Annotated in this window: 30 protein-coding genes and 1 tRNA gene; 7 read left to right on the forward strand and 24 right to left on the reverse strand. The window is 28.1% G+C overall.

What is annotated here, in order from left to right; all coding sequences use genetic code 11:
• Window positions 1–68: 68 nt before the first annotated feature.
• Genes trmB through AJ936_RS08900 form a run of 3 tightly spaced genes read right to left on the reverse strand, consistent with a single transcriptional unit; the run spans window position 69 to window position 3395 of the window.
• Window positions 69–1247, reverse strand: a complete 1179-nt coding sequence (gene trmB / locus AJ936_RS08890; protein WP_053872704.1) for a tRNA (guanosine(46)-N7)-methyltransferase TrmB — start codon at window positions 1245–1247, stop codon at window positions 69–71.
• Window positions 1247–2482, reverse strand: coding sequence for a fibronectin type III domain-containing protein (locus AJ936_RS08895; protein ID WP_074470159.1), 1236 nt, complete (start codon window positions 2480–2482; stop codon window positions 1247–1249). The genes trmB and AJ936_RS08895 overlap by 1 nt, the downstream gene beginning before the upstream one ends.
• Entirely contained in the window at window positions 2427–3395 is a 969-nt protein-coding gene (locus AJ936_RS08900; RefSeq protein ID WP_044780130.1) for an RluA family pseudouridine synthase, read from the reverse strand. Before AJ936_RS08900 ends, AJ936_RS08895 begins: the two co-directional genes overlap by 56 nt.
• A gap of 77 nt (window positions 3396–3472) precedes the next feature.
• Between AJ936_RS08900 and AJ936_RS08905 the strand changes: the two genes are divergently transcribed.
• From AJ936_RS08905 to AJ936_RS08915, 3 genes are all read left to right on the forward strand, one after another.
• Window positions 3473–4573 (forward strand): FtsW/RodA/SpoVE family cell cycle protein, encoded by a 1101-nt coding sequence (locus AJ936_RS08905; protein WP_044780131.1) that lies wholly within the window; start codon window positions 3473–3475, stop codon window positions 4571–4573.
• Window positions 4574–4626: 53 nt separating this feature from the next.
• Window positions 4627–4703: transfer RNA gene (locus tag AJ936_RS08910), tRNA-Ile, on the forward strand.
• Between the two features lie 207 nt (window positions 4704–4910).
• Entirely contained in the window at window positions 4911–6086 is a 1176-nt protein-coding gene (locus AJ936_RS08915; protein ID WP_070274412.1) for a site-specific integrase, read from the forward strand.
• On the opposite strand, the gene AJ936_RS08920 is transcribed toward AJ936_RS08915, so the two are convergent.
• The 19 genes from AJ936_RS08920 to AJ936_RS09010 all read right to left on the reverse strand — a co-directional run bounded on the left by AJ936_RS08920 (window position 6083) and on the right by AJ936_RS09010 (window position 14566).
• A complete protein-coding gene (locus tag AJ936_RS08920) occupies window positions 6083–6289 on the reverse strand; it encodes an AlpA family transcriptional regulator (RefSeq protein ID WP_002787309.1) in 207 nt (68 codons plus the stop codon). The genes AJ936_RS08915 and AJ936_RS08920 overlap by 4 nt on opposite strands.
• A gap of 1 nt (window position 6290) precedes the next feature.
• Window positions 6291–6644, reverse strand: a complete 354-nt coding sequence (locus AJ936_RS08925; RefSeq protein WP_002787307.1) for a hypothetical protein — start codon at window positions 6642–6644, stop codon at window positions 6291–6293.
• Window positions 6645–6661: 17 nt separating this feature from the next.
• Complete coding sequence (locus tag AJ936_RS08930; RefSeq protein WP_002787306.1) at window positions 6662–7417, reverse strand: site-specific DNA-methyltransferase; 756 nt, start codon at window positions 7415–7417, stop codon at window positions 6662–6664.
• Window positions 7395–7661, reverse strand: coding sequence for a hypothetical protein (locus AJ936_RS08935; protein WP_002787304.1), 267 nt, complete (start codon window positions 7659–7661; stop codon window positions 7395–7397). The genes AJ936_RS08930 and AJ936_RS08935 overlap by 23 nt, the downstream gene beginning before the upstream one ends.
• Window positions 7645–8016, reverse strand: coding sequence for a hypothetical protein (locus AJ936_RS08940; protein WP_002858334.1), 372 nt, complete (start codon window positions 8014–8016; stop codon window positions 7645–7647). Before AJ936_RS08940 ends, AJ936_RS08935 begins: the two co-directional genes overlap by 17 nt.
• Window positions 8017–8241, reverse strand: coding sequence for a hypothetical protein (locus AJ936_RS08945; protein WP_002787300.1), 225 nt, complete (start codon window positions 8239–8241; stop codon window positions 8017–8019).
• A gap of 8 nt (window positions 8242–8249) precedes the next feature.
• Window positions 8250–9011 (reverse strand): hypothetical protein, encoded by a 762-nt coding sequence (locus AJ936_RS08950; protein WP_070274414.1) that lies wholly within the window; start codon window positions 9009–9011, stop codon window positions 8250–8252.
• Window positions 8948–9262, reverse strand: a complete 315-nt coding sequence (locus tag AJ936_RS08955; protein ID WP_044261580.1) for a hypothetical protein — start codon at window positions 9260–9262, stop codon at window positions 8948–8950. Before AJ936_RS08955 ends, AJ936_RS08950 begins: the two co-directional genes overlap by 64 nt.
• Window positions 9263–9340: 78 nt before the next feature.
• Entirely contained in the window at window positions 9341–9652 is a 312-nt protein-coding gene (locus tag AJ936_RS08960; protein WP_057041301.1) for a hypothetical protein, read from the reverse strand.
• Between the two features lie 147 nt (window positions 9653–9799).
• Complete coding sequence (locus AJ936_RS08965; RefSeq protein ID WP_052776566.1) at window positions 9800–10039, reverse strand: helix-turn-helix transcriptional regulator; 240 nt, start codon at window positions 10037–10039, stop codon at window positions 9800–9802.
• A 463-nt stretch (window positions 10040–10502) separates the two neighbouring features.
• Entirely contained in the window at window positions 10503–10727 is a 225-nt protein-coding gene (locus AJ936_RS08970) for a hypothetical protein (RefSeq protein ID WP_044261582.1), read from the reverse strand.
• 531 nt (window positions 10728–11258) lie between these two features.
• Complete coding sequence (locus AJ936_RS08975; protein ID WP_070210185.1) at window positions 11259–11492, reverse strand: helix-turn-helix transcriptional regulator; 234 nt, start codon at window positions 11490–11492, stop codon at window positions 11259–11261.
• A 13-nt stretch (window positions 11493–11505) separates the two neighbouring features.
• Complete coding sequence (locus tag AJ936_RS08980; RefSeq protein ID WP_044261584.1) at window positions 11506–11907, reverse strand: hypothetical protein; 402 nt, start codon at window positions 11905–11907, stop codon at window positions 11506–11508.
• A gap of 4 nt (window positions 11908–11911) precedes the next feature.
• The gene (locus tag AJ936_RS08985) at window positions 11912–12142 is read right to left on the reverse strand and encodes a hypothetical protein (RefSeq protein ID WP_002787283.1); all 231 of its coding nucleotides are present in this window, start codon (window positions 12140–12142) and stop codon (window positions 11912–11914) included.
• Window positions 12108–12371 (reverse strand): hypothetical protein, encoded by a 264-nt coding sequence (locus tag AJ936_RS08990; RefSeq protein WP_044779014.1) that lies wholly within the window; start codon window positions 12369–12371, stop codon window positions 12108–12110. The genes AJ936_RS08985 and AJ936_RS08990 overlap by 35 nt, the downstream gene beginning before the upstream one ends.
• A 56-nt stretch (window positions 12372–12427) precedes the next feature.
• Entirely contained in the window at window positions 12428–12859 is a 432-nt protein-coding gene (locus tag AJ936_RS08995; RefSeq protein WP_070274416.1) for a YopX family protein, read from the reverse strand.
• Between the two features lie 63 nt (window positions 12860–12922).
• Window positions 12923–13654, reverse strand: a complete 732-nt coding sequence (locus tag AJ936_RS09000) for a phage regulatory protein/antirepressor Ant (RefSeq protein ID WP_044601013.1) — start codon at window positions 13652–13654, stop codon at window positions 12923–12925.
• Between the two features lie 430 nt (window positions 13655–14084).
• Window positions 14085–14369, reverse strand: a complete 285-nt coding sequence (locus tag AJ936_RS09005) for a hypothetical protein (RefSeq protein WP_070274418.1) — start codon at window positions 14367–14369, stop codon at window positions 14085–14087.
• Window positions 14366–14566: a hypothetical protein gene (locus AJ936_RS09010; protein ID WP_070274420.1), complete on the reverse strand. Its 201-nt coding sequence runs from the start codon at window positions 14564–14566 to the stop codon at window positions 14366–14368. The genes AJ936_RS09005 and AJ936_RS09010 overlap by 4 nt, the downstream gene beginning before the upstream one ends.
• Before the next feature lie 214 nt (window positions 14567–14780).
• Between AJ936_RS09010 and AJ936_RS09015 the strand changes: the two genes are divergently transcribed.
• The 4 genes from AJ936_RS09015 (at window position 14781) to AJ936_RS09030 (ending at window position 17088) form a co-directional block, all read left to right on the forward strand.
• Complete coding sequence (locus tag AJ936_RS09015) at window positions 14781–15164, forward strand: helix-turn-helix domain-containing protein (RefSeq protein WP_060786370.1); 384 nt, start codon at window positions 14781–14783, stop codon at window positions 15162–15164.
• A gap of 126 nt (window positions 15165–15290) precedes the next feature.
• On the forward strand, window positions 15291–15485 hold the full coding sequence (locus tag AJ936_RS10415) for a hypothetical protein (protein WP_180365775.1): 195 nt from the start codon (window positions 15291–15293) through the stop codon (window positions 15483–15485).
• Window position 15486: 1 nt separating this feature from the next.
• Complete coding sequence (locus tag AJ936_RS09025) at window positions 15487–16467, forward strand: exonuclease domain-containing protein (RefSeq protein WP_070274422.1); 981 nt, start codon at window positions 15487–15489, stop codon at window positions 16465–16467.
• A 9-nt stretch (window positions 16468–16476) separates the two neighbouring features.
• Window positions 16477–17088, forward strand: coding sequence for a hypothetical protein (locus tag AJ936_RS09030; RefSeq protein ID WP_070274424.1), 612 nt, complete (start codon window positions 16477–16479; stop codon window positions 17086–17088).
• Between the two features lie 315 nt (window positions 17089–17403).
• On the opposite strand, the gene AJ936_RS10055 is transcribed toward AJ936_RS09030, so the two are convergent.
• Window positions 17404–17601: a hypothetical protein gene (locus AJ936_RS10055; protein ID WP_079860802.1), complete on the reverse strand. Its 198-nt coding sequence runs from the start codon at window positions 17599–17601 to the stop codon at window positions 17404–17406.
• The gene (locus AJ936_RS09035; protein WP_044779942.1) at window positions 17519–17938 is read right to left on the reverse strand and encodes a hypothetical protein; all 420 of its coding nucleotides are present in this window, start codon (window positions 17936–17938) and stop codon (window positions 17519–17521) included. The genes AJ936_RS10055 and AJ936_RS09035 overlap by 83 nt, the downstream gene beginning before the upstream one ends.
• Between the last annotated feature and the right edge of the window lie 244 nt (window positions 17939–18182).

The raw sequence follows: 18182 nt of genomic DNA on the forward strand, positions 1-18182 counted from the left end.
CTTTTTCCTTAATTTCCCTTTTTAAATTTTTAAATTATGCTTTATTTTTGCTTAATTTTCAAGAAAAATTATATTTTAAACTGAACTTTTAAAATTTCTTTTAATTCATTTATCGCTTTAATATTTTCTTGAATTTTAAATGGCTCTTTAAAAGCAAAATCAATCGTTTTATCAAGATGCAAATAACAATGTTCAGGCTTATTAAAAGCTCCAAAAGCAACCTTTAAAAGCAAATTCTCATCTTGTTTATAGATGCTTTCAAAATGCAAGAAAAAATCATCTTTTTTTATAGTAATATTTTTAAAGTTCTGCTCTATTTTTTTCAAATCCTCTTTAGAAAATTCAACCGATGAGAGATTAAATTCATTTAACTCATAGTTTTTACACTCTTGGTTAAAATTCCACACCCAAAGATCATATATATTTTTTTCTTGCTTTTTCCATCTATCTTCATATTTGCTTGAAATTTCTAAATTTTCATTTTTTCTAAGACTAAATTTTGGCGCAGGAAAAGTCAAAAATTGCTCTAAAGTAAAATTAAAATACTCAAAGCTATCTGTTCTAAGCTCAAAACGACCATTTTGAACTAAAACCCTAGCACATTCTTTGCAAAAATCCTTCCCAATAACTCGCCTATGAGGCTTTTTGTCCCAAGGAACAGGAAAATGTAAAAAAATCTTTTCAACTGATTTTGATTTTAATACACTCAATAACAATCTCGCATCACTTTGGATTAGCAAAATATTATTTACATTTTGTGCCTTAGCAAGTTTAGCTACTTGAGTTAAAGCTGGATTGTAAATTTCCACCCCTAAAATTAAAACATTTGGATTTTCTTTTGCTTGATAAAGCAAATGTCTTCCTGATCCAAAGCCTATTTCTATATAAATTTTACCTTGAAGTCTAGATAAAAGTTCATCAAAGTTATCAACGATAAATGGTGTTTTTTCAATTAAAGCATTGTTTTTAAGTCCAAAAGCTTCATTGATAATATCCTCACAAAAACCTTCTTTAAAGATTTTTAAAGCCTTTTGTAGATAACCTATTTTAGAAGGTTTTGTATGTTTATCGCCTTTAATCACAAAACCATTTTGTGCTTTTTTAATCTGCAGAAAAAAACTCTCTTCTTGAACCTTTGTATAAATAAGACTAACATTATCATTCTTAGCAAGCCAAAGAAATTCAACATCATCCTTGCTATAAGGCAGATTCATTTCTTTGATCTTTTTGCTTCTAAAATTTGGCACTACTGAGCCGCCTTAACTTTGCTTGAAGGTTCTGAACGAAGCCCAGCCGAATCAATAGCAATAACTTCATAACTATATTCCACCCCTGGTAAAGCTTTTACATCTTTTAATCGCTTTTCTTTAATGCCTTTAAAAACTGCATTTTGCTCTCCACCATAGCGTCTTACTTCATATTCAACAGCTCTAGTATCATTATCACTCCATTCTAAATTTATCCCTTCGCTTGTGCTTTGAGCCAAAATAATACTAGGAGCCAAAGGATTATCTAAAGTTCTACCCTCTACACCATCTTTTGGCATAGGACTTTCAAGACCATCTTTATCCACTATTGTTACTTTATAATACTTGCTTTTACCTGCTCCTTCTACTATATCCTCATAAGAATTTTTATCAGTCTTTGCCAAAACACTAAAAGGAAGGAAGCTTGAGCTCGTAGAATAAACTTTATAATAAGAAAAATCTTCATATGTAGGAGCATCCCAAGTTAAAATGATTTTATTAGAACCATCTGTGCTAGCACTTAAATGCTCAACTTGAGGGGGTAAAGCCTTGCTTGTAGAACTTACAACTTGACTTGGCTCACTCTTTATCCCATTAAAACTCACAGCAATAATTCTATAACTTGAATTTTCATTAGGTTTTAAATCGCTATCGATGTATTCAGCGTTTAAGCGATTTTTTACTTCTGCAATTTTTTTAAATTCTTTATCATCACCTTTAGTTCTTTCAATAATATAAGAATCAACCCTAAAATCAGGATGCGGACGCCAAATAAGTTTAATACGATTAGGCAAATTGGTCACAGCTTGAATAAAAGGAACAGCTTCAAGTCTTGGAGCTGTGCTCACTTCTATAACCTTGCCATCTTCTGAAATTTGTCCTTGCTCATTAAAGCTTTTCATCATATAACGATACTTAGTACCAGGCTCTAATTTAGTATCTACATAATGAGTTTGAAACTTATCTTTAATAGTGCCTACAAGTTTAAAATCAGGATTTTCATCACTAGAACGATACAAATAAAATCCTTTGATATTTTCATTATATAAAGGCTCCCATTCAAAAGCAATATTACTCATATCACTAAGACTTTTTAAACTTTCAACCTTTGGTAAGCTTTCATTTACGGCAGGCTCTTTACTTGAAGCTAGCGAATTCATTTGCGAAACACTACAAGCGCTAAGCAAAAGAGTTAAAAAACTCAAGTAAAAACTCAAGCGAAATCTTTTCATCATTCTCTCCTAAATTAATTTGTTCAAACATAATGTTTTTAAAATCTTCCATCAAAGGTGCTTTAACAAAAATTTGCTCTTTAGTTTTTGGATGGATAAAATACAAAAAATAGGCATGCAACATTATCCTACAATCATACTTACCCTTATAACCATACAAACTATCGCCCAAAATATGGCGATTTAAACTAGCCAAATGCGCTCTAATTTGATGAGTTCTTCCTGTAAAAAGCTTAGCAGCCATCAGAGTTAAATTTTCAGTTTTTACTACATTTATAAAAGCTGATTTTGCATTTTTACTGAATTTATTTTCCTTATCTATGGCTATTTTTTTAATAGCATTAGAAGGCGAACGCATTAAAAATTTTTCTACTATAATTTTATCTTCTTTTAGTGGCAAATCAATTAACGCAAGATAAATTCTTCCCATGCTTTTATCTGCAAGCTGTTCGCTTAATCTTTGGTGGGTGAAATTATTTTTCGCTATTAGTATAGCCCCACTTGTATCTTTATCTAATCTATGAACAAGACCAGCTCTTATCTCTCCTCCTAAATTTGATAAAGTATATTTTTTTTCTATCAACCAATCCACCAAAGTGGCATTTTTAACACTACTTGCTCCATGAACGACTAAATTTGAAGGTTTATTTAAAACAAGCAAATCTTCATCTTCGTATAACACATCAATATCAAAATCCACTTCAAACTGAGGTTTTATCTCATCGTAAAGCTTTAAACTTACAATAGAAATAATATCACCATTTTTAAGCTTAAATGAATTTTTATCTTGAATTTTATCATTAACCTGTACGCAATCTTTTTCTATAAGTAAAGCAACTTGATTGCGACTTTGGTTTAATTTTTTAGCCAAAAACACATCAAGCCTTGAATTTTCATCTACTAAAAAAGTTTGCATTTTTTCCTTGGAGGTTTTGATAAATTTAAAATTTTAGTTTATAATTATAGCTTTATATTACTAACTGAAGGCAAATTTTGTTTAGATTAGATAGAAGAATTTTAACTCATTTTGACTATATGCAACCCATTTTATTTTTACCCATAATTCTTATTTCATTTTTCTTGATCTTTGAAGCTAATCCTTTTTTAGCAGAAAAACAGTTTGTTTATGCCTGTGTGGGATTGTTTGCTTTTATGGTTTTTTTCTTCTTTCCCATAAGGAAATTTATTTGGATTATTCCAGTTGCTTATTGGATTAATATTTTTTTATTGCTAAGCGTAGATATTTTTGGGGTTGAAAAATTAGGTGCTAAAAGATGGCTTGAAATTCCTTTTACTCACTTTACTATACAACCTTCTGAAATTTTTAAACCTAGTTTTATTTTAATGCTTGCTTATCTTATTTATCAAAATCCTCCTCCAAAAAATGGATACAAACTTAAACAATTCATCAAACTTAGCTTTTACATCATCTTACCTTTTTTGCTAATTGCAAAAGAACCTGATTTAGGAAGTGCTATGGTTTTACTACTTGTTGGTTTTGGAGTGCTTTTTATCATGGGAGTTCATTATAAAATTTGGTTAAGTATTGTTATAGCTATAAGTGTTAGTTCTCCTATTATTTATACACATCTTTTAAAGCCCTACCAAAAGCAAAGAATTCATGATTTTATTTCAGAAAAACCAAGCTATCAAGTAGCCCAATCAATGATAGCTATTGGAAATGGTGGTTTAACTGGAAAATCTCAAGATGAAGCTACGCAAACTCATTTTAAATTTTTACCTATTTCAACTAGTGATTTTATTTTCGCTTATATGATAGAAAGATTTGGATTTATTGGGGGATTGACATTAATTATATTTTATATTTTACTTATTTTTCATCTACTTAGTTTAAATTATAAACTTAAAGATGATTATTTTACTAGAGTTGCTATTAATTGTGTTGCATTATTTATTTTTATTTATGCGGCAGTAAATATCTCAATGACTATAGGTTTTGCACCAGTAGTTGGGATCCCTTTGCCTTTTTTTAGTTATGGTGGAAGTTCTTTTACTATTTTTATGATTTTTTTTGGAATTTTACAGCATTTAATCACTTTTAGATATTTTTGGATGGATATAAAGGCTAAATAAAATATTTTTAAGCATTAATAAGATATAATTTTATCTTTTAATTCAACTTAGGCGGATTTATAGCTCAGTTGGTTAGAGCAACCGGCTCATAACCGGTTGGTCGCAGGTTCGAGTCCTGCTAAATCCACCATTACTCTTTTTTATCAAATCCCTATTTTGCTTTAATATCTTAATCAAATGCCTATAATAAAATGTCTTAAAGCTTATTGTATATTGTTGTTTTTTGTTGTTTTTTGTGTTAAAATGTTGCGTAAAAAGTGGGTCACTTTTATAAAAATGGGTTACAAAATGGGCTACTTTTTACACCAAAATAGACACTAAAAAAGAGAGAAAATTAATGGCAAAAATTAACAAACTTACCGATAGTTTTTTAAAAAGCATTAAATGCGAAAGTGATAAAAAATTTATAAAATTTGCTGATCCGAGTTTAAAAGGCTTATATGTTTTTATTTATCCTAGTGGTAAAAAATTATTTAAAATAAGACAAGCAAATGATACTTATATAAAAATAGGAGAGTATCCTTTACTTTCCTTAGCAGAGCTTAGAGAAATCGCTTTAAATGCTTTTAAGCTAAAAGCAAAAGGACAAAACATAAAAAACGCTAAAAGACTTAAATTTGGCGATATATATGATGAAGTTTTAGAAAAATGTAAGGCTGATGGATTAAGCCTAAAAGAAATACAAAGAGGATTAAAATACAAAAATGGCGTTTTTAAGAATTTCAAAGATGTAGATATAGAAAGCATCAAGCGTTCACATATCATCGAAACACTTAAAACCATAGAGCATCAAATCCCTACACTTATAAAAGCTAAAGGCTGGATTAACAAAATCTTTAAATATGCTTTGCAACTTGAAATCGTAGAAAATAACCCTGTGACAAGTATTGATAATTCTATAGTTTTTAAAAAAGCTTCAAAAGTAATTCATCAGCCAACTTTACTAGAAAACGATAAAATTAAAGAATATATATTAGCCTTAAAAAAATCAGATCTTAAAAAAACACATAAAAATCTAATGCTTTTTAATCTTTTGACTGCACAACGCCCCGGTAATGTTATAAAAGCAACTTGGGATGAAATTGATTTAAAAAATGCTATATGGACTATTAAAGCTGAAAAAATGAAAATGAGAAAAGAACATATTATCACTTTAAATTCTCAAGCGCTTAAAATTTTAAAAGAACAAAAGAAAATGAAAGTCAATGATTATATATTTGCTGGAAGTTCAAAAAATGGGTGTAATAGCGAGAATATCACCTGTAATATCAATAAACGACTAGGATATAAAGGCATTCAAAGTGCACATGGCTTTCGTGCTATGTTTAGAAGTTTAGCCAACGAACATCAATTAGATCATGGTGTGAGTATGGATATAGCCGAGCAGTGCTTAGCACACGAGCAAAAAAACGCCATTTTAAAAGCTTATAATCGTAGTGAAAATATAGAATTAAAAAGAAAGTTAATGCAGTGGTGGGGAGATTATATCGAAAAACTTGCAGGGGATTTTTAAATCACCTTGCAAGTTTGCAACCATTTATCAATTTCGGCTTTTTCATATTTAAAAGTAGAGCCTATTTTAATCCCTTTAGGAAAATTAAATTTATTTTGATTTACTCGCATTCTCATTTTGCGAATTTTTAGCGGAGTAAATCCCAGATACTCCGCTACTTCTTTTGTTGATAATAATTTTTCTATCTTACCAAATTTTGCCATTTCATACTCCTTTCTCTAAATCAAAGCCTAATTTTGCAATAATTGCTTTTTGCTCTTCATAGCTTAAAAAATTGCTGATTAAAATCAAAACATCACCAAAACAAAAGCGATTATAGCTCGTGCTTTGTTCTAGCACTTTAATTTCTAATGTATCACTTAAACTCTCAAGCGAAGCTGTTATTTTCCAATTTTTATTAATAGCTTTTAACATCTCATCGTTTGCATTTTGATTAAAAGCATTGTCGTTTCTTAAAAGCAACATTTCTTTTATCGTTTGCTTTAACATTTCTTGCGTATTTTCTAGCTCTTTTTCTAATGCTATTTTAGCTTTTATGTATTCTTTGAATTCTTTCATTTTTTATCCTTTCTAACTTAAGCAAATAGACTTCTTTCTATATGTTTAAACATAATTTCATTAGCACTTTTAAAAAAGTCTTTTTTAATCTCAAAGCCATAAGCTTTGCGGTTTAAATTTGTAGCTGCTAAAAGAGTGCTTCCGCTTCCAGCACATGGATCTATAACAACATCGCCTGCGTCTGTAAAAATAGTGATTAATCTTTCTAGTAATTTAACAGGCTTTTGTGTGGGATGTACTTTAGGAATACCTTCATCTTTTTGCCAATCCATGCAGTTATAAATCATCTTGCCATCATTATTAAATTTTGGAAGTTTTTCACGATATAAGATTAAAGCATATTCACAATTTCCAACTATTTTCATATTTGCTTTTAAAACTTGAGATGAGCTTTGTTTTCTAAAAACCAAATTTATATAATGATTAAAGCCATATTTTTTAGCTACTTCAATTAACATTGTTTGTTGTTCAAAAGAGCAAAAAACAATCATGCAAGGACTTTTACCGCATTCTTTAGGTTCTTTTATAAGCATTTTTGAGCAAAAGTGCATAAATTCGCTAACTCTAAAATCATTATCTGTGTCAAAAAATGCCTTGTTTGCTTTTTTGCTTTCTCCATTTTTATTATCCCCATTTATATACCATTCAGGAGATGAAGCATAAGCATTGTTGCCTAAATTATAAGGAATATCAGCTATTACAAGCTGTGCTTTTGGTATATTATATCTTTTAAAATTTTGAAAGTGGTCGTTATAAAGCTGTGGGTGAAACATCATCACTTCCTTTTTGATTAAATAAATTAGGCTCTTTTAAAAAGGCTATTTTTTCCATTATTTCATTAAATTCGCTCTGATAGTCTTTGATATTCTGATTTAATATGCTTCTTTCATCTTTAACTCTTTGTATAGATCTATGAATTGCTAAAGCTCTTTTGGTTAAAACTTCTATCTCTTGGTTTAACTCACCTTGATTTAATTCCTTTAACTGCTCTAATTGCTGATTAGTATTTTTTTTCATTTTTTATCCTTTTAATTATATTTTCAAGTTTTAAAAGTCCGCGTTCTAAAACTTCTTGTTCTTCTTTACTTCTTGCTTTTAGCTCATTTATTCCTTTTGCTGCAATAGAATAAAACACCAAATCAATTCGTTTGTAAAACTCTAATTTCTTTTTGTATTCTTCTCTTAGTCTTTGTAAAATGTTTTCTTTTTCTTTTTCAAATAAAGCTAAAACAAAAGAATCTGAAAAATAAAAACAAAGTCTTCTTTCTTTATTTTCCCCTACAATCTTTGCATCTTTAAAAAAGTATTTAAGATCATTATTTAAAACAAGTTTTGCTAAATCGTAAGCTTCTAATTCTCTTGTAATATTCATTTAACACCTCATTGTATAAGTTTTATTAAATTCTCTTGTGATCTTTTCTACTTTAAAGCTAGTTTTTAATTTATTATCACATTCAGGACAAAAGCCATCTAAACTCACGCTTTTTACATCGCCTATAATTTCATCAAGACCTTTAAAAAATTTAGAATTTGGCACAAATTCTAAGTTGCATTTTGAACATTTTATTGTCCCTTTAAAAATAAAATTTACTTTCATATTCTCTCCTAACTTGCCAAAGCGTAAGGCTTAAATATCTTAGCCCAACGTGGATTGTTTAAATACTTTGTTTGCTCAAGTATCACTCTCATATTAAAATGCCAAATTCCTATCATTCTTAAATAATCTTGCATAAGATCTAATGCATCATTGATATCATTTTCTATTCTATCTAAGAACTTATCCTTTATCTTCAATGTAAGCTCTAATCTTTTCCATCGCACAAATTCCCTTTTAATGTTTTCTTTGTGATAGTGCTTTTGTTTTTCGTATTTATCATAAAGTAAAATGCGTTCTAATTTATAGTATTTACTTTGAGGATTGTTGATATACATACTTGTTTTATAAGTATGAAAATCGCCAAAGATTTTAAGTTTACTAAACCTTTCTTGGTGTTTAAATTCTCTTGGTTTAGATACTGCTAGTTCATCATCAAAATCACAGGCAATATCCACACTATAAGCTTTAAACCTTTTTATCATTTTGCTTAAAATTTTCCACACTTCAGCTTCTATTTGTTTACTAGGCTGATAAAGCCCATTAAATTGCACCTCTATGTAGTAATCTTTTGCTTTTTTATTCTTTTTAGAAAGCTCAAAGCAAGCCTTAGAATTATCTAATATAATGATAGTATTTGAAAGGCTTTTATTTCTAGGTTTTATATTGATATAACGCATTTTAAAAGGATAAAATTTATCATTGGTTTTTATGCCTTTGAATTTGTCTTTTGCAAATTCATCAATGCTTTTGTTTCTTGTTGTGCTTCGCATTTTTTCAAAAAGCCCCCATCTTTTAAGGTATTTGTAAAAGGTTTTTTTATTGATAACGAAACGGAAGCTGTCGTATCCTGTGCTATGATTTGTTTGCATAAAATATCCTTTTCAAAACCTTTTTTCATTAAAAAGCCATTGCTACTTATCTTTACAAGTGCATAGCCACGCATTGCTAAACTTTCTATTACCTTTGCTCTTTGTGCTTTTTTAAAAGCATCATTATCTTTTTGTATGGGTTTAAAACTCATTTTTTCCTTTTTTTAGACATTAAATGAGTGTTCAGGGTTTATTAAAATGTCCTAAACACTGTTAAACTGGTGATTTATTTAATAGTTGAAATTTTTTCTTCGTTTTTCTAATTTAAATACTAATATATCGCAAGCTTTTTTACTTAGCTCATCATTAGCGCTTAAAATTTTAGTTTTAAGTTCTCGCATTAAACTTTCCACCCAAAGAAAAAGCTCATCATCTCTAAATACAAAAAGCTGATTTTTGGCAAATTCTGCTTTTAGTTTCTCGTATTTTTCCCCTTGTATATTTTTAAGCTTAAAAACCTTTTCTTTAGTCTTTTTGTGCTTTTGTTTTTCGATTAAAAGCTGATATTTCAAAGCTTTTATTTCGTTTTCTAGATGTTGCATTTAACTTCCTTTTTTGGTTTATAGATACTTGATAAGCTTCTCAAATATGTTTTAATAATAAATTATAACTTATTTAAGAAATAAAGTCAATATATTTTTATATATTTTATAAGTTTTTAGTAGAAAATTTATTTATTAAAGAAGTGATTATTTAGAAATATCCTTTATAATCTCTTTCAATAGATTAAATTGCTTAAGCTGTTTCTTAAGCTCTAAGGTCTCTAAATATAAATTAATGGCTACTTCTATTGTTTTGCTTATTTCACCAGTAGAAGCATTTTTATTTAAAGTGGCTTCGCTATATCCGATCTTTTCCCCAAGTTGTTTATAAGTTAATCCTAACTCCTTGCAGGTTTTTCTGATAAGATTTTCATCATTTTTTGCCATTAATCATCCTTTTTTTAAAAAACAAATTCTACTAAAAATCACTTAAAACTTTAATAACTATGTGATTATTTCGTTTTCTAGGTATGGTTTGTTACTCATTTTTATTTCCTTTACTAATCATCAATGCTATATAAGCAAGTAAAACCACCTGCAAAACTTCTAAAATTTCACTCATTTTAAACTCCTTATGCTAAAATAAGAGTAGGCATAATGTTAAAGGTGGGGCAAAAGCCCCTTAGTTAAATCCAAGTTTGGATTATTTTTGAGATTAGATAAACAAGTATTGCGACTTTGATTAAAAAATCTAACCTTTGCATTATGCTTACTCCTTTCTTTATATATTTATAAATGCTAATTTTCTTAACATTTATAATTAAATTATACAAAGTATCTTATTAATTGATGCTTAAAATTGATAATTATTTTTGTGTTTTGGTAGAATTTTTGTTAAGTTATTTAACAATTAAATATTCTTGAAAATAGTTTTAATCGTTTCCCAATCTTTAAGTTGTTTTTTAAGTTCTATAGTTTCTTTTAATAAATTTATAGCAGCGGAAGTTTGCTCGCTAATCTTTCCACTTGCAATAGTAGCCCTTAAACTCGGCTCACTCCAGCCTAATTTTTGTGCTAAATCTTTATAAGTAAAATTATTTTCCTTGCAAAATTCCTTAATTTCCTGTGCTGTCATTTAAAACCTTTCTCAAAAAACAAATTCTACCAAAACATACTTAAGTTTTAACTATCATTTTAAAGCTTTTATTTCGTTTTCTAGGTATGGTTTGTTACTCATTTTTTAAGCTCCTTAAGTTCTTTTTCAAGCCTATAAACTTTTGCCGATAAAACACATAATAAAGTCGCTAATACTAAAACTATAATTTCTAAAATCATTTTTAACTCCTTTTTTGATATAATAGAAAAGGTAAAAGATGATAAGGGCTTTCGCCCTTTGCCTTAATGCTTTCTTGCGTTGATAATGGCTGTTATCAAGCAGATTAAAGCAGTGATTAACTCGAGCACATCACTAGCGTTCATCTTTTACTCCTTTCTTTTATTTCAAAACTAACATTTTATTAGTTTTGATATGATAATTATATAATAAAATATTATATTTGTCAATAGATAAAACAATATAATATTAATAATTTCTCTAAATAAACTAATAAAATATGTTGAAATGTATCAAAAAAAGTAATTTTAGTGTAGCCCTTAATTTTAAGGACTATTTTTTAAGTATTTTTTCTAGTAGATTTTTTAATTCTTCAAAGTCTTTTAAATCATTTTCAAGTTCTAAAATGCGTTGATACATTTTAAAGCTATGTTCTATACTTGCAGTAATTTTATCATTAGCTATTGCATTTGTTAAACCGCCCTCGCTTAATCCTAAATACTTTGCTAACTCTTTATAAGTTAAATTTCTTTCCTTGCAAAAATCCTTAATTTCTTGTGCTGTCATTTTTACCCCTTGATTAGAAAAACTTATTAGCCAAAGAAAAAGCTAAGCTTATACTTTGTTTTATAGCTTCTTCATCTGCTAATTTTATACTATCTCTAAGTTTATCACCTAAAGTTTTATTATTTTGTAATGTTTTTGGGATTGATTTTAAAATTTCTAAAGATTTAAGAGTTAATCTTACACCAAAAAAACACTCAAACCCTAAAGTTTTTACCTCTTCATTAAAACTAATAAAACCAAAATCTCTTAATGCTATAATCGTTTCATAGACAAATTTTACATCTTCTTTGGTTGCATCGCTATCCTTGATAATGTCTTTTAAAATGTAAATATCTTTTTTTATAGGAAAATTATCAAGCAAGATAGCTAATACTTTTGCGCTATAAAAATCAAATTTTTCTATATTGCTTTGCATTATATTACCTCTTTTCTTTTTCCTCACAAACAAAATAAACTTTTACATTCTTATTTTTATTGATTAAAAGAATTTGTTCGTGTAAATTTTCAAAAGGACTTTCTAAATTGTCATAAAATTTCAATCCACACACAGGACAATTTTTAATACTATTGTGAGTATCTATAATGATTTGCGTTTCACAATTTTTGCACTCTAGTTTAAACTTTTTTATCTTGGCGATTTCTTGTTCCATCACATTCCTTTTTACAAACAAAATAAAATTCTGCATTTTTATTTTTGCTAACACTTTTGAACAATTCAGTTAAAATTTCAAAGGGATTATATCCTAAATTTTCATCTATAAACTTTATTCCACATTGCGGACAAGTTTTAATAACATTACCTATTTTTGTAATGATTTTTGTATCGCAATTTTTACATTTTATTTTTAATTCTGTAATTTTTTTTAAATTCTTATCCATATTTAAACCTTATTTTATTAGTTCAAAAAGCAAAACCACCTATGCCACTAAATAAATCAAGATGGTTTATTTTCATTTAATAATTCCGCATTTTCGTGGATATTGCCTAATATTTCGGTATCATATCCTTCATCTTTAACTAAATAAATTAAAGAGCCTATGTAATCTCTACTTTTACTCTCAAGATAAAAAGTCCCTTCTTTATGAATGCTAACTTTTGCCAAAAAGCAATCGTATGGACTTTTAGTTTTAACAATATCCCCTTCATAAATCTTTTTGCCATTTTTATCACAATAACCAGTCCATAGCTCGATTTCAATTTCATCATCATAATTTTCAATAAAATCATAATTTCCATATTCACCAAGTAATAATCCAGCCTTTATTTCTCCAGGATTATGATTAAACTCAACGAGACATAGATTATTTGTTATATAATGTTTTTCTCGACTGTTCCAAAGTCTAAAACTAAAGTCTCCTAATTTCATTCTTTTTATCCTTTTGTACTTCTTTCAACTTCTTGCCATTCTTTGTCACTTTTAAATTCTCTATCAACTTGCTTTCAAAATCGCTTTTAAAATGGCTATTTGCCCTTTACCTGTTATTTTTGTCGTGCTTACAAGTCTATCGCCGTTGATGGTGCTAACAGTCGTTTCACTTACCTTAAAAAGTCCTTGTTCGATGTATTTTTGATAAGGTTTGTTATCGCTCATTAAAAATCCTTTTTCACGCAAGATCTTAAAAAGTCTTTTCTCGCCAATTTCAAGATTATTTTTTTCGTGTAAGATTTTTGCGTAATCTCTTATCAAAATAGCATCATTTGTGTTTTGAATGCGATTTGCAAAATGAATTAAAGGTGCATTTTGTTCGGCTTCGTTTTTTAGGCTTTGATTTTCTACTTGAAGTTTTTCATTTTTTTCTAAAAGCTCTAATTGCATTTGCAAACTTTCTTTTAATGAAAGCGGTTTATAACTTTGTTTTTTAAGCTCATTTTCTAAGTATTCTAATCTATCAATTATCTTTGCTCTTAGCTCAACACTATATCCACTCACTAAAATCAATACTTCTCTTTTTGGTAAGCGATAATACTTGTAAGATTGCTTATTTTGTGTGTTTTGGTAGGTGTCTCCAAATTTGGAGACACCCCCTTCAACCACTTTTTCTAAGTAAGTTTCTATATCTCTTATAACATGAAAATGCTCCTTGCCTGTAAGCTCTGCTATTTCCAAAGAAGTTAAGCTTATTTCTTTGTTTTCATCTTTTTTAAAAAGTTCTAAATTCATTTATTCTCCTTAAAATTTTTTAGTGTTTAAATGAAGACTTAAGAGCCATCTTAAAAGATGGCTTAATTTAAGAAGAAATAAATAAATTTGAGGACTTTAAAAGAATTCTCATTAGTCCTCATTTAAACACTAACCAAAACATAGGACCTGCATTCAAAGTCTAAAAGACTTTTGGTATTTTGGTAAATTAACAAAGCTTTAAAAAAGCCCACTTTCCACGCCGTCGCCCGTGAGTGTAATGAATGTAAGAACACACTAGCCATAAAAGGCTAGTGAAGCAATCTAAAAAATATCAAACCTTTAAAGTTCGCAATTGTAGGCGTTTATCCACTTAACGCAACTTTTGCAAAAACCCTTTAAGCACACTTTTTGCTATCACTTTAAAAAATGCGATTTTAAAGTGCTTAGATAAATGTGCTTAATGAGGCTTTTAAGCCGCCTCAATCTCTTCTAATAAAACTTTAATTTCTTTCATAGATTTTTCATAGGCTTGCTTACGGATTTCGTTCTTTTTATACTCGCTTTTTAGCTTTTCTATGCGTTTTATTAGTCTTTCATCCTCTCTTAAACCCAGTTTTAAAAGGGCTATTTCAACCTTTGCATTTGTAAGATTATTTGAAAGCCAACTATTTAAGACATTGTGAGCTAAATTTAGTTTTAACCCTGCTTCTGTTATGCTACTAACACCTAATTTTTGCTTTATCGCTTTTTTCATTTTGAAACCTTTATGCTAATAATAGTTTTTTCAAAAAGTCCATCACACACAGCTTCTATGCTTATCTCATCATTTTCATGTAAAAAATTCAGCGCTTTCTCAAACACCTCATCGCTAAAATTAAAACACTTTCTAAGCTCTTCCTTTTCTTCACTTTTTCTAAAACTTAAAACATCTAAAATTGATCTTGCTATCATTTTTTGCTCCTAAAAACTTTCTAAGTTAAAACTTGGCATACTTTATGCTTTGATTAAATAATTATTTTGTATTATAAAATTAATTATGTGTAGAATTATAATTCATTTTGAATTATTTGTCAAGTCAAAATACAAAAATTGACTTAAAAATTCTTATAAATTAATTCAATTTGATTTAATTTATAAAGTCAAATTATATTTTAAGGTATTAATTATGGATTATGAAGAAATTATTAAAATATTGAAAAAAATTGCTCATGTAGATACTATAAAAGAACTAAGCGATGTGCTTAATATAAATTACGCTACTTTTAATACTTGGGCTACAAGGGGAGAAATTCCATTCAAAAGAATTAAAGAATTTTCAGAAAAATTAGGCGTCAATATCGATACTATAATTAACGGAAATATTAATACAAAAGGAAATGAAAATGTCATAGTGCAAGGAAAAGATAATGTTGTAAATTTTCAAAAAAACAGTAAATATAATGATAAATTTCAAGAATTTTTAGCCTTGTATGAAAAATATGGCAACGAAGCTTTACTAGATCAATTTATCAATAAATTAGAAAATTTAAAAAAAATAATAGAGGAGTAAAAAATGGAAATTATAAATACTTTGATCGAATTTTTTAATTCGTTTGGCGGTTTTGTTTTAATAGGAATCGCAATAATCGTTTTATGAATTTTATCCATAAGAGAAAAAAGTAGAAAAGAAAGAGAGGTGTACGAAGCTATACGACGCGAAGAAGTTTCTAGGATAAGCGATGGCGTAGCCAGTGGAATAGTAAGAATTTTTAATGATAAGAATTTTATACAAGCTCTAAATAATGGAGTTTCCATAGAAGTTAAAATTAATGTTGATGGAAGCCAAAATATCATTATTAACGGCAATGGCAATCAAATCCAAAGAGTGTGAAATGGAAAATTATGACATTGATATCTATGGAAATCCTATTAAAGTTAAAAAGCCAAGTAGAGAGTTTAAAGGACAAAGTTTAATCTATTTCCCAAAATCTTATGTAGTTATTGATTTGGAAACTACAGGATTTGATCCAAAATGTGATGAAATTTTAGAAATTGTTGCCTTGCGTTATGAAAACAATGAAAAAATAGCTGAGTTTTCAAAACTTATCAAAGTTTCTTTTTTACCTAGTTTTATCACAGAATTAACAGGCATTAACGAAGACATGATTAAAAATTGCAATGATATATCTCAAACATTAAAAGAATTTGATGATTTTTTAAAAAGTGGTGATATTTTAGTCGCTCACAATGCACATTTTGACGTTAATTTTTTATATGATAATTTTATGTGCTATTTAAACAAGCCCTTTAGCTTTGATTTTGTTGATACTATGCGCTTATCAAAACTTATTAATCAAGAGTTAGCACATCATCGCTTAAAAGATTTGTGTAATCAATATAACATTTGTTATGAAAATGCTCATCGTGGGGAGAAAGACTGCGAATTAACACATTTGTGTCTTATGGAGTTAAAAAAGACAGCTTTTGATAACTCACTTATCAAAAATGATGTTCTTGTTAATAATGGATTGAAAACACAAATTAGGCAAACCCAAACTAAAGCTAAAGATATACAAGCTAAAATACAAGAATTTGATATTTCACATCCACTTTATAATCAAAATTGTGTAATCACTGGTATACTTGGGCGATTTACAAGATCACAAGCGATGCAAATCATTGCGGATTTAGGTGGTATAAATCAAGATAGCGTTACTAAAAAAACCAATATATTAATTCTTGGAGATAATGATTATCGCACTATGGCAAAAGGTGGGGTTAGCAATAAGCTAAAACGAGCTAGAGAATTGATTTTAAAAGGACAAGATTTAAAAATCATTAGCGAAAATGTCTTCTATGATATGATTTTTTAAGGAGATAAAATGCAGTTAAGTTTATTTGATGAAAATAATTTAAAAGATTTAGGAATTCAAAGCATTAAAGCATATGAAGAAAAAAATGAGAAAAAGCTAAAAGATTTAATTTTTAAAATCAATTGTGTGTTAAATTTAGACAGTCAAAAAGATTTAGTTTTACAAATTCGTAGTATTTACATAGAAATTTATAAAAACTTTTTAAAAGATGAAGAAATAAAAAACCTTACTTTAGGTTTTGTCATTAAACTGAGTTTAATCTATGATAAAAGTGTGCTTGAAGAATTGAAAAAAATAAATATTTCTAATAATTTCTTACAGGATGTTTTAAAAATGGATTTACAAAATTTCAGCAAAGAAATAAAGCTTTTTGTAAAAGAAAATTTAAAAAATCAAATTTCTGAAAAACACATAGAAATCAAGCAACTTAAAATTTTTGATCTTTATAAAAAAATAGCTACTTATATTTATATTAAAAAATTTAAAAGATATGGGCTTTTATCTTATATTCAAAAAAATACGCAAGATGATAAGTTAAAAAACCAAACTTATGATCTAATGAATGCTTTTCGTTTTTATTTAAATGATTTTTTTGAAAATTTTGATATGAGTAGAGGATAGCTTATAAGGTGGAGAAACAACGCGATAAAAATAACTTATAAATAGAGATTAACGACAATGAATATGTAATAATAGATGTTACAAATGATAATAGAAAAAAATCAGAAATTAAAGCCGATATTAGAGCGAAAGAACAACAAACAATGTTTATAAAAAGTGCTTTATGTAAATATTTTAAAGTTTCTAATGGAACTATGTATCATACCTTAAAAATGTATAATGTTTGGGAAAAATATATTCAAGATGATCTTCGTTGGTATTAAAAAGCCAAATCCCCAATCGCTACTAAAAAGCAAACTGGGGTTTCCGTTTGTCTTATTCCCTATTTAACTCCTTAATCTTATTAATTTGTATCTCACACTGTTTGTATTTGTAAAAAAGCATAGAATAAGCATTTAAAATATCAAGTTCATTTTTTGCCTTTGGCTTTTCAAGGGGACTTAGTGTTAATAACTCTTGCGGAATTTTTACTTTTTGAATTTCGATTTTGGTTACTACTTGTTGAGTTTGTATCCCACAACCTATCAACGACATCATTAAAAAGCATGGTAATATTATTTTCATTGCTAGTGTAAATATACTTTTTAACATATTGAACCCTTTCTTGTACTTTATTTTTTTCCTTATTTGCTTCATTTAAAGCATTTAATTCTGTTTTGTGAATTTGATTTAATTCTTTTAATTTTTCTTGATTATTTTCATTTATTTTTAAAGCCAAAACTAAATCACTTTGACTTTTTTCTAATTTTGCCTTTGTGCTATCAAGTCTTAGATAAAAATATCCTGCTAAAATTGTCATAAGTACTAAAGCAATATAAAGCTTTGCATTTCCAAATAAAAGATTTATCATATTTGTTTTAGAAGTTTAAGTAAGGTTTTTGTATAATACCCTTAAGGGTTAGCCGTAGGTCTGACCCCCTATGGCTAAATTTTACCCGTGAAAGTGGGTGATTTTTATGATTACATATCACCAAATAATCGTTATAATTATACTCTTATGTATAATTATTGTCAAGGCTTATTAGTCTTGTCCCGCAAAAGCGGGGTGTAAACTTTAACCTACTTAAACTTTTATCTCCTTTCTATGCTAACTC

This window comes from Campylobacter sp. BCW_6877 (genome assembly GCF_001762445.1).
Classification (GTDB): Bacteria; Campylobacterota; Campylobacteria; order Campylobacterales; family Campylobacteraceae; genus Campylobacter_D; species Campylobacter_D jejuni.

Excerpts from the sequence above, each read along its gene's own strand:
- AJ936_RS08895 (WP_074470159.1), bottom strand. The coding sequence starts at position 2,482 with ATGATGAAAAGATTTCGCTTGAGTTTTTACTTGAGTTTTTTAACTCTT.
- AJ936_RS08900 (WP_044780130.1), bottom strand. The coding sequence starts at position 3,395 with ATGCAAACTTTTTTAGTAGATGAAAATTCAAGGCTTGATGTGTTTTTG.
- AJ936_RS08915 (WP_070274412.1), top strand. The coding sequence starts at position 4,911 with ATGGCAAAAATTAACAAACTTACCGATAGTTTTTTAAAAAGCATTAAA.
- AJ936_RS08920 (WP_002787309.1), bottom strand. The coding sequence starts at position 6,289 with ATGGCAAAATTTGGTAAGATAGAAAAATTATTATCAACAAAAGAAGTA.
- AJ936_RS08925 (WP_002787307.1), bottom strand. The coding sequence starts at position 6,644 with ATGAAAGAATTCAAAGAATACATAAAAGCTAAAATAGCATTAGAAAAA.
- AJ936_RS08930 (WP_002787306.1), bottom strand. The coding sequence starts at position 7,417 with ATGTTTCACCCACAGCTTTATAACGACCACTTTCAAAATTTTAAAAGA.
- AJ936_RS08935 (WP_002787304.1), bottom strand. The coding sequence starts at position 7,661 with ATGAAAAAAAATACTAATCAGCAATTAGAGCAGTTAAAGGAATTAAAT.
- AJ936_RS08940 (WP_002858334.1), bottom strand. The coding sequence starts at position 8,016 with ATGAATATTACAAGAGAATTAGAAGCTTACGATTTAGCAAAACTTGTT.
- AJ936_RS08945 (WP_002787300.1), bottom strand. The coding sequence starts at position 8,241 with ATGAAAGTAAATTTTATTTTTAAAGGGACAATAAAATGTTCAAAATGC.
- AJ936_RS08950 (WP_070274414.1), bottom strand. The coding sequence starts at position 9,011 with ATGCGAAGCACAACAAGAAACAAAAGCATTGATGAATTTGCAAAAGAC.
- AJ936_RS08955 (WP_044261580.1), bottom strand. The coding sequence starts at position 9,262 with ATGAGTTTTAAACCCATACAAAAAGATAATGATGCTTTTAAAAAAGCA.
- AJ936_RS08960 (WP_057041301.1), bottom strand. The coding sequence starts at position 9,652 with ATGCAACATCTAGAAAACGAAATAAAAGCTTTGAAATATCAGCTTTTA.
- AJ936_RS08965 (WP_052776566.1), bottom strand. The coding sequence starts at position 10,039 with ATGGCAAAAAATGATGAAAATCTTATCAGAAAAACCTGCAAGGAGTTA.
- AJ936_RS08970 (WP_044261582.1), bottom strand. The coding sequence starts at position 10,727 with ATGACAGCACAGGAAATTAAGGAATTTTGCAAGGAAAATAATTTTACT.
- AJ936_RS08975 (WP_070210185.1), bottom strand. The coding sequence starts at position 11,492 with ATGACAGCACAAGAAATTAAGGATTTTTGCAAGGAAAGAAATTTAACT.
- AJ936_RS08980 (WP_044261584.1), bottom strand. The coding sequence starts at position 11,907 with ATGCAAAGCAATATAGAAAAATTTGATTTTTATAGCGCAAAAGTATTA.
- AJ936_RS08985 (WP_002787283.1), bottom strand. The coding sequence starts at position 12,142 with ATGGAACAAGAAATCGCCAAGATAAAAAAGTTTAAACTAGAGTGCAAA.
- AJ936_RS08990 (WP_044779014.1), bottom strand. The coding sequence starts at position 12,371 with ATGGATAAGAATTTAAAAAAAATTACAGAATTAAAAATAAAATGTAAA.
- AJ936_RS08995 (WP_070274416.1), bottom strand. The coding sequence starts at position 12,859 with ATGAAATTAGGAGACTTTAGTTTTAGACTTTGGAACAGTCGAGAAAAA.
- AJ936_RS09000 (WP_044601013.1), bottom strand. The coding sequence starts at position 13,654 with ATGAATTTAGAACTTTTTAAAAAAGATGAAAACAAAGAAATAAGCTTA.
- AJ936_RS09005 (WP_070274418.1), bottom strand. The coding sequence starts at position 14,369 with ATGAAAAAAGCGATAAAGCAAAAATTAGGTGTTAGTAGCATAACAGAA.
- AJ936_RS09010 (WP_070274420.1), bottom strand. The coding sequence starts at position 14,566 with ATGATAGCAAGATCAATTTTAGATGTTTTAAGTTTTAGAAAAAGTGAA.
- AJ936_RS09015 (WP_060786370.1), top strand. The coding sequence starts at position 14,781 with ATGGATTATGAAGAAATTATTAAAATATTGAAAAAAATTGCTCATGTA.
- AJ936_RS09025 (WP_070274422.1), top strand. The coding sequence starts at position 15,487 with ATGGAAAATTATGACATTGATATCTATGGAAATCCTATTAAAGTTAAA.
- AJ936_RS09030 (WP_070274424.1), top strand. The coding sequence starts at position 16,477 with ATGCAGTTAAGTTTATTTGATGAAAATAATTTAAAAGATTTAGGAATT.
- AJ936_RS09035 (WP_044779942.1), bottom strand. The coding sequence starts at position 17,938 with ATGATAAATCTTTTATTTGGAAATGCAAAGCTTTATATTGCTTTAGTA.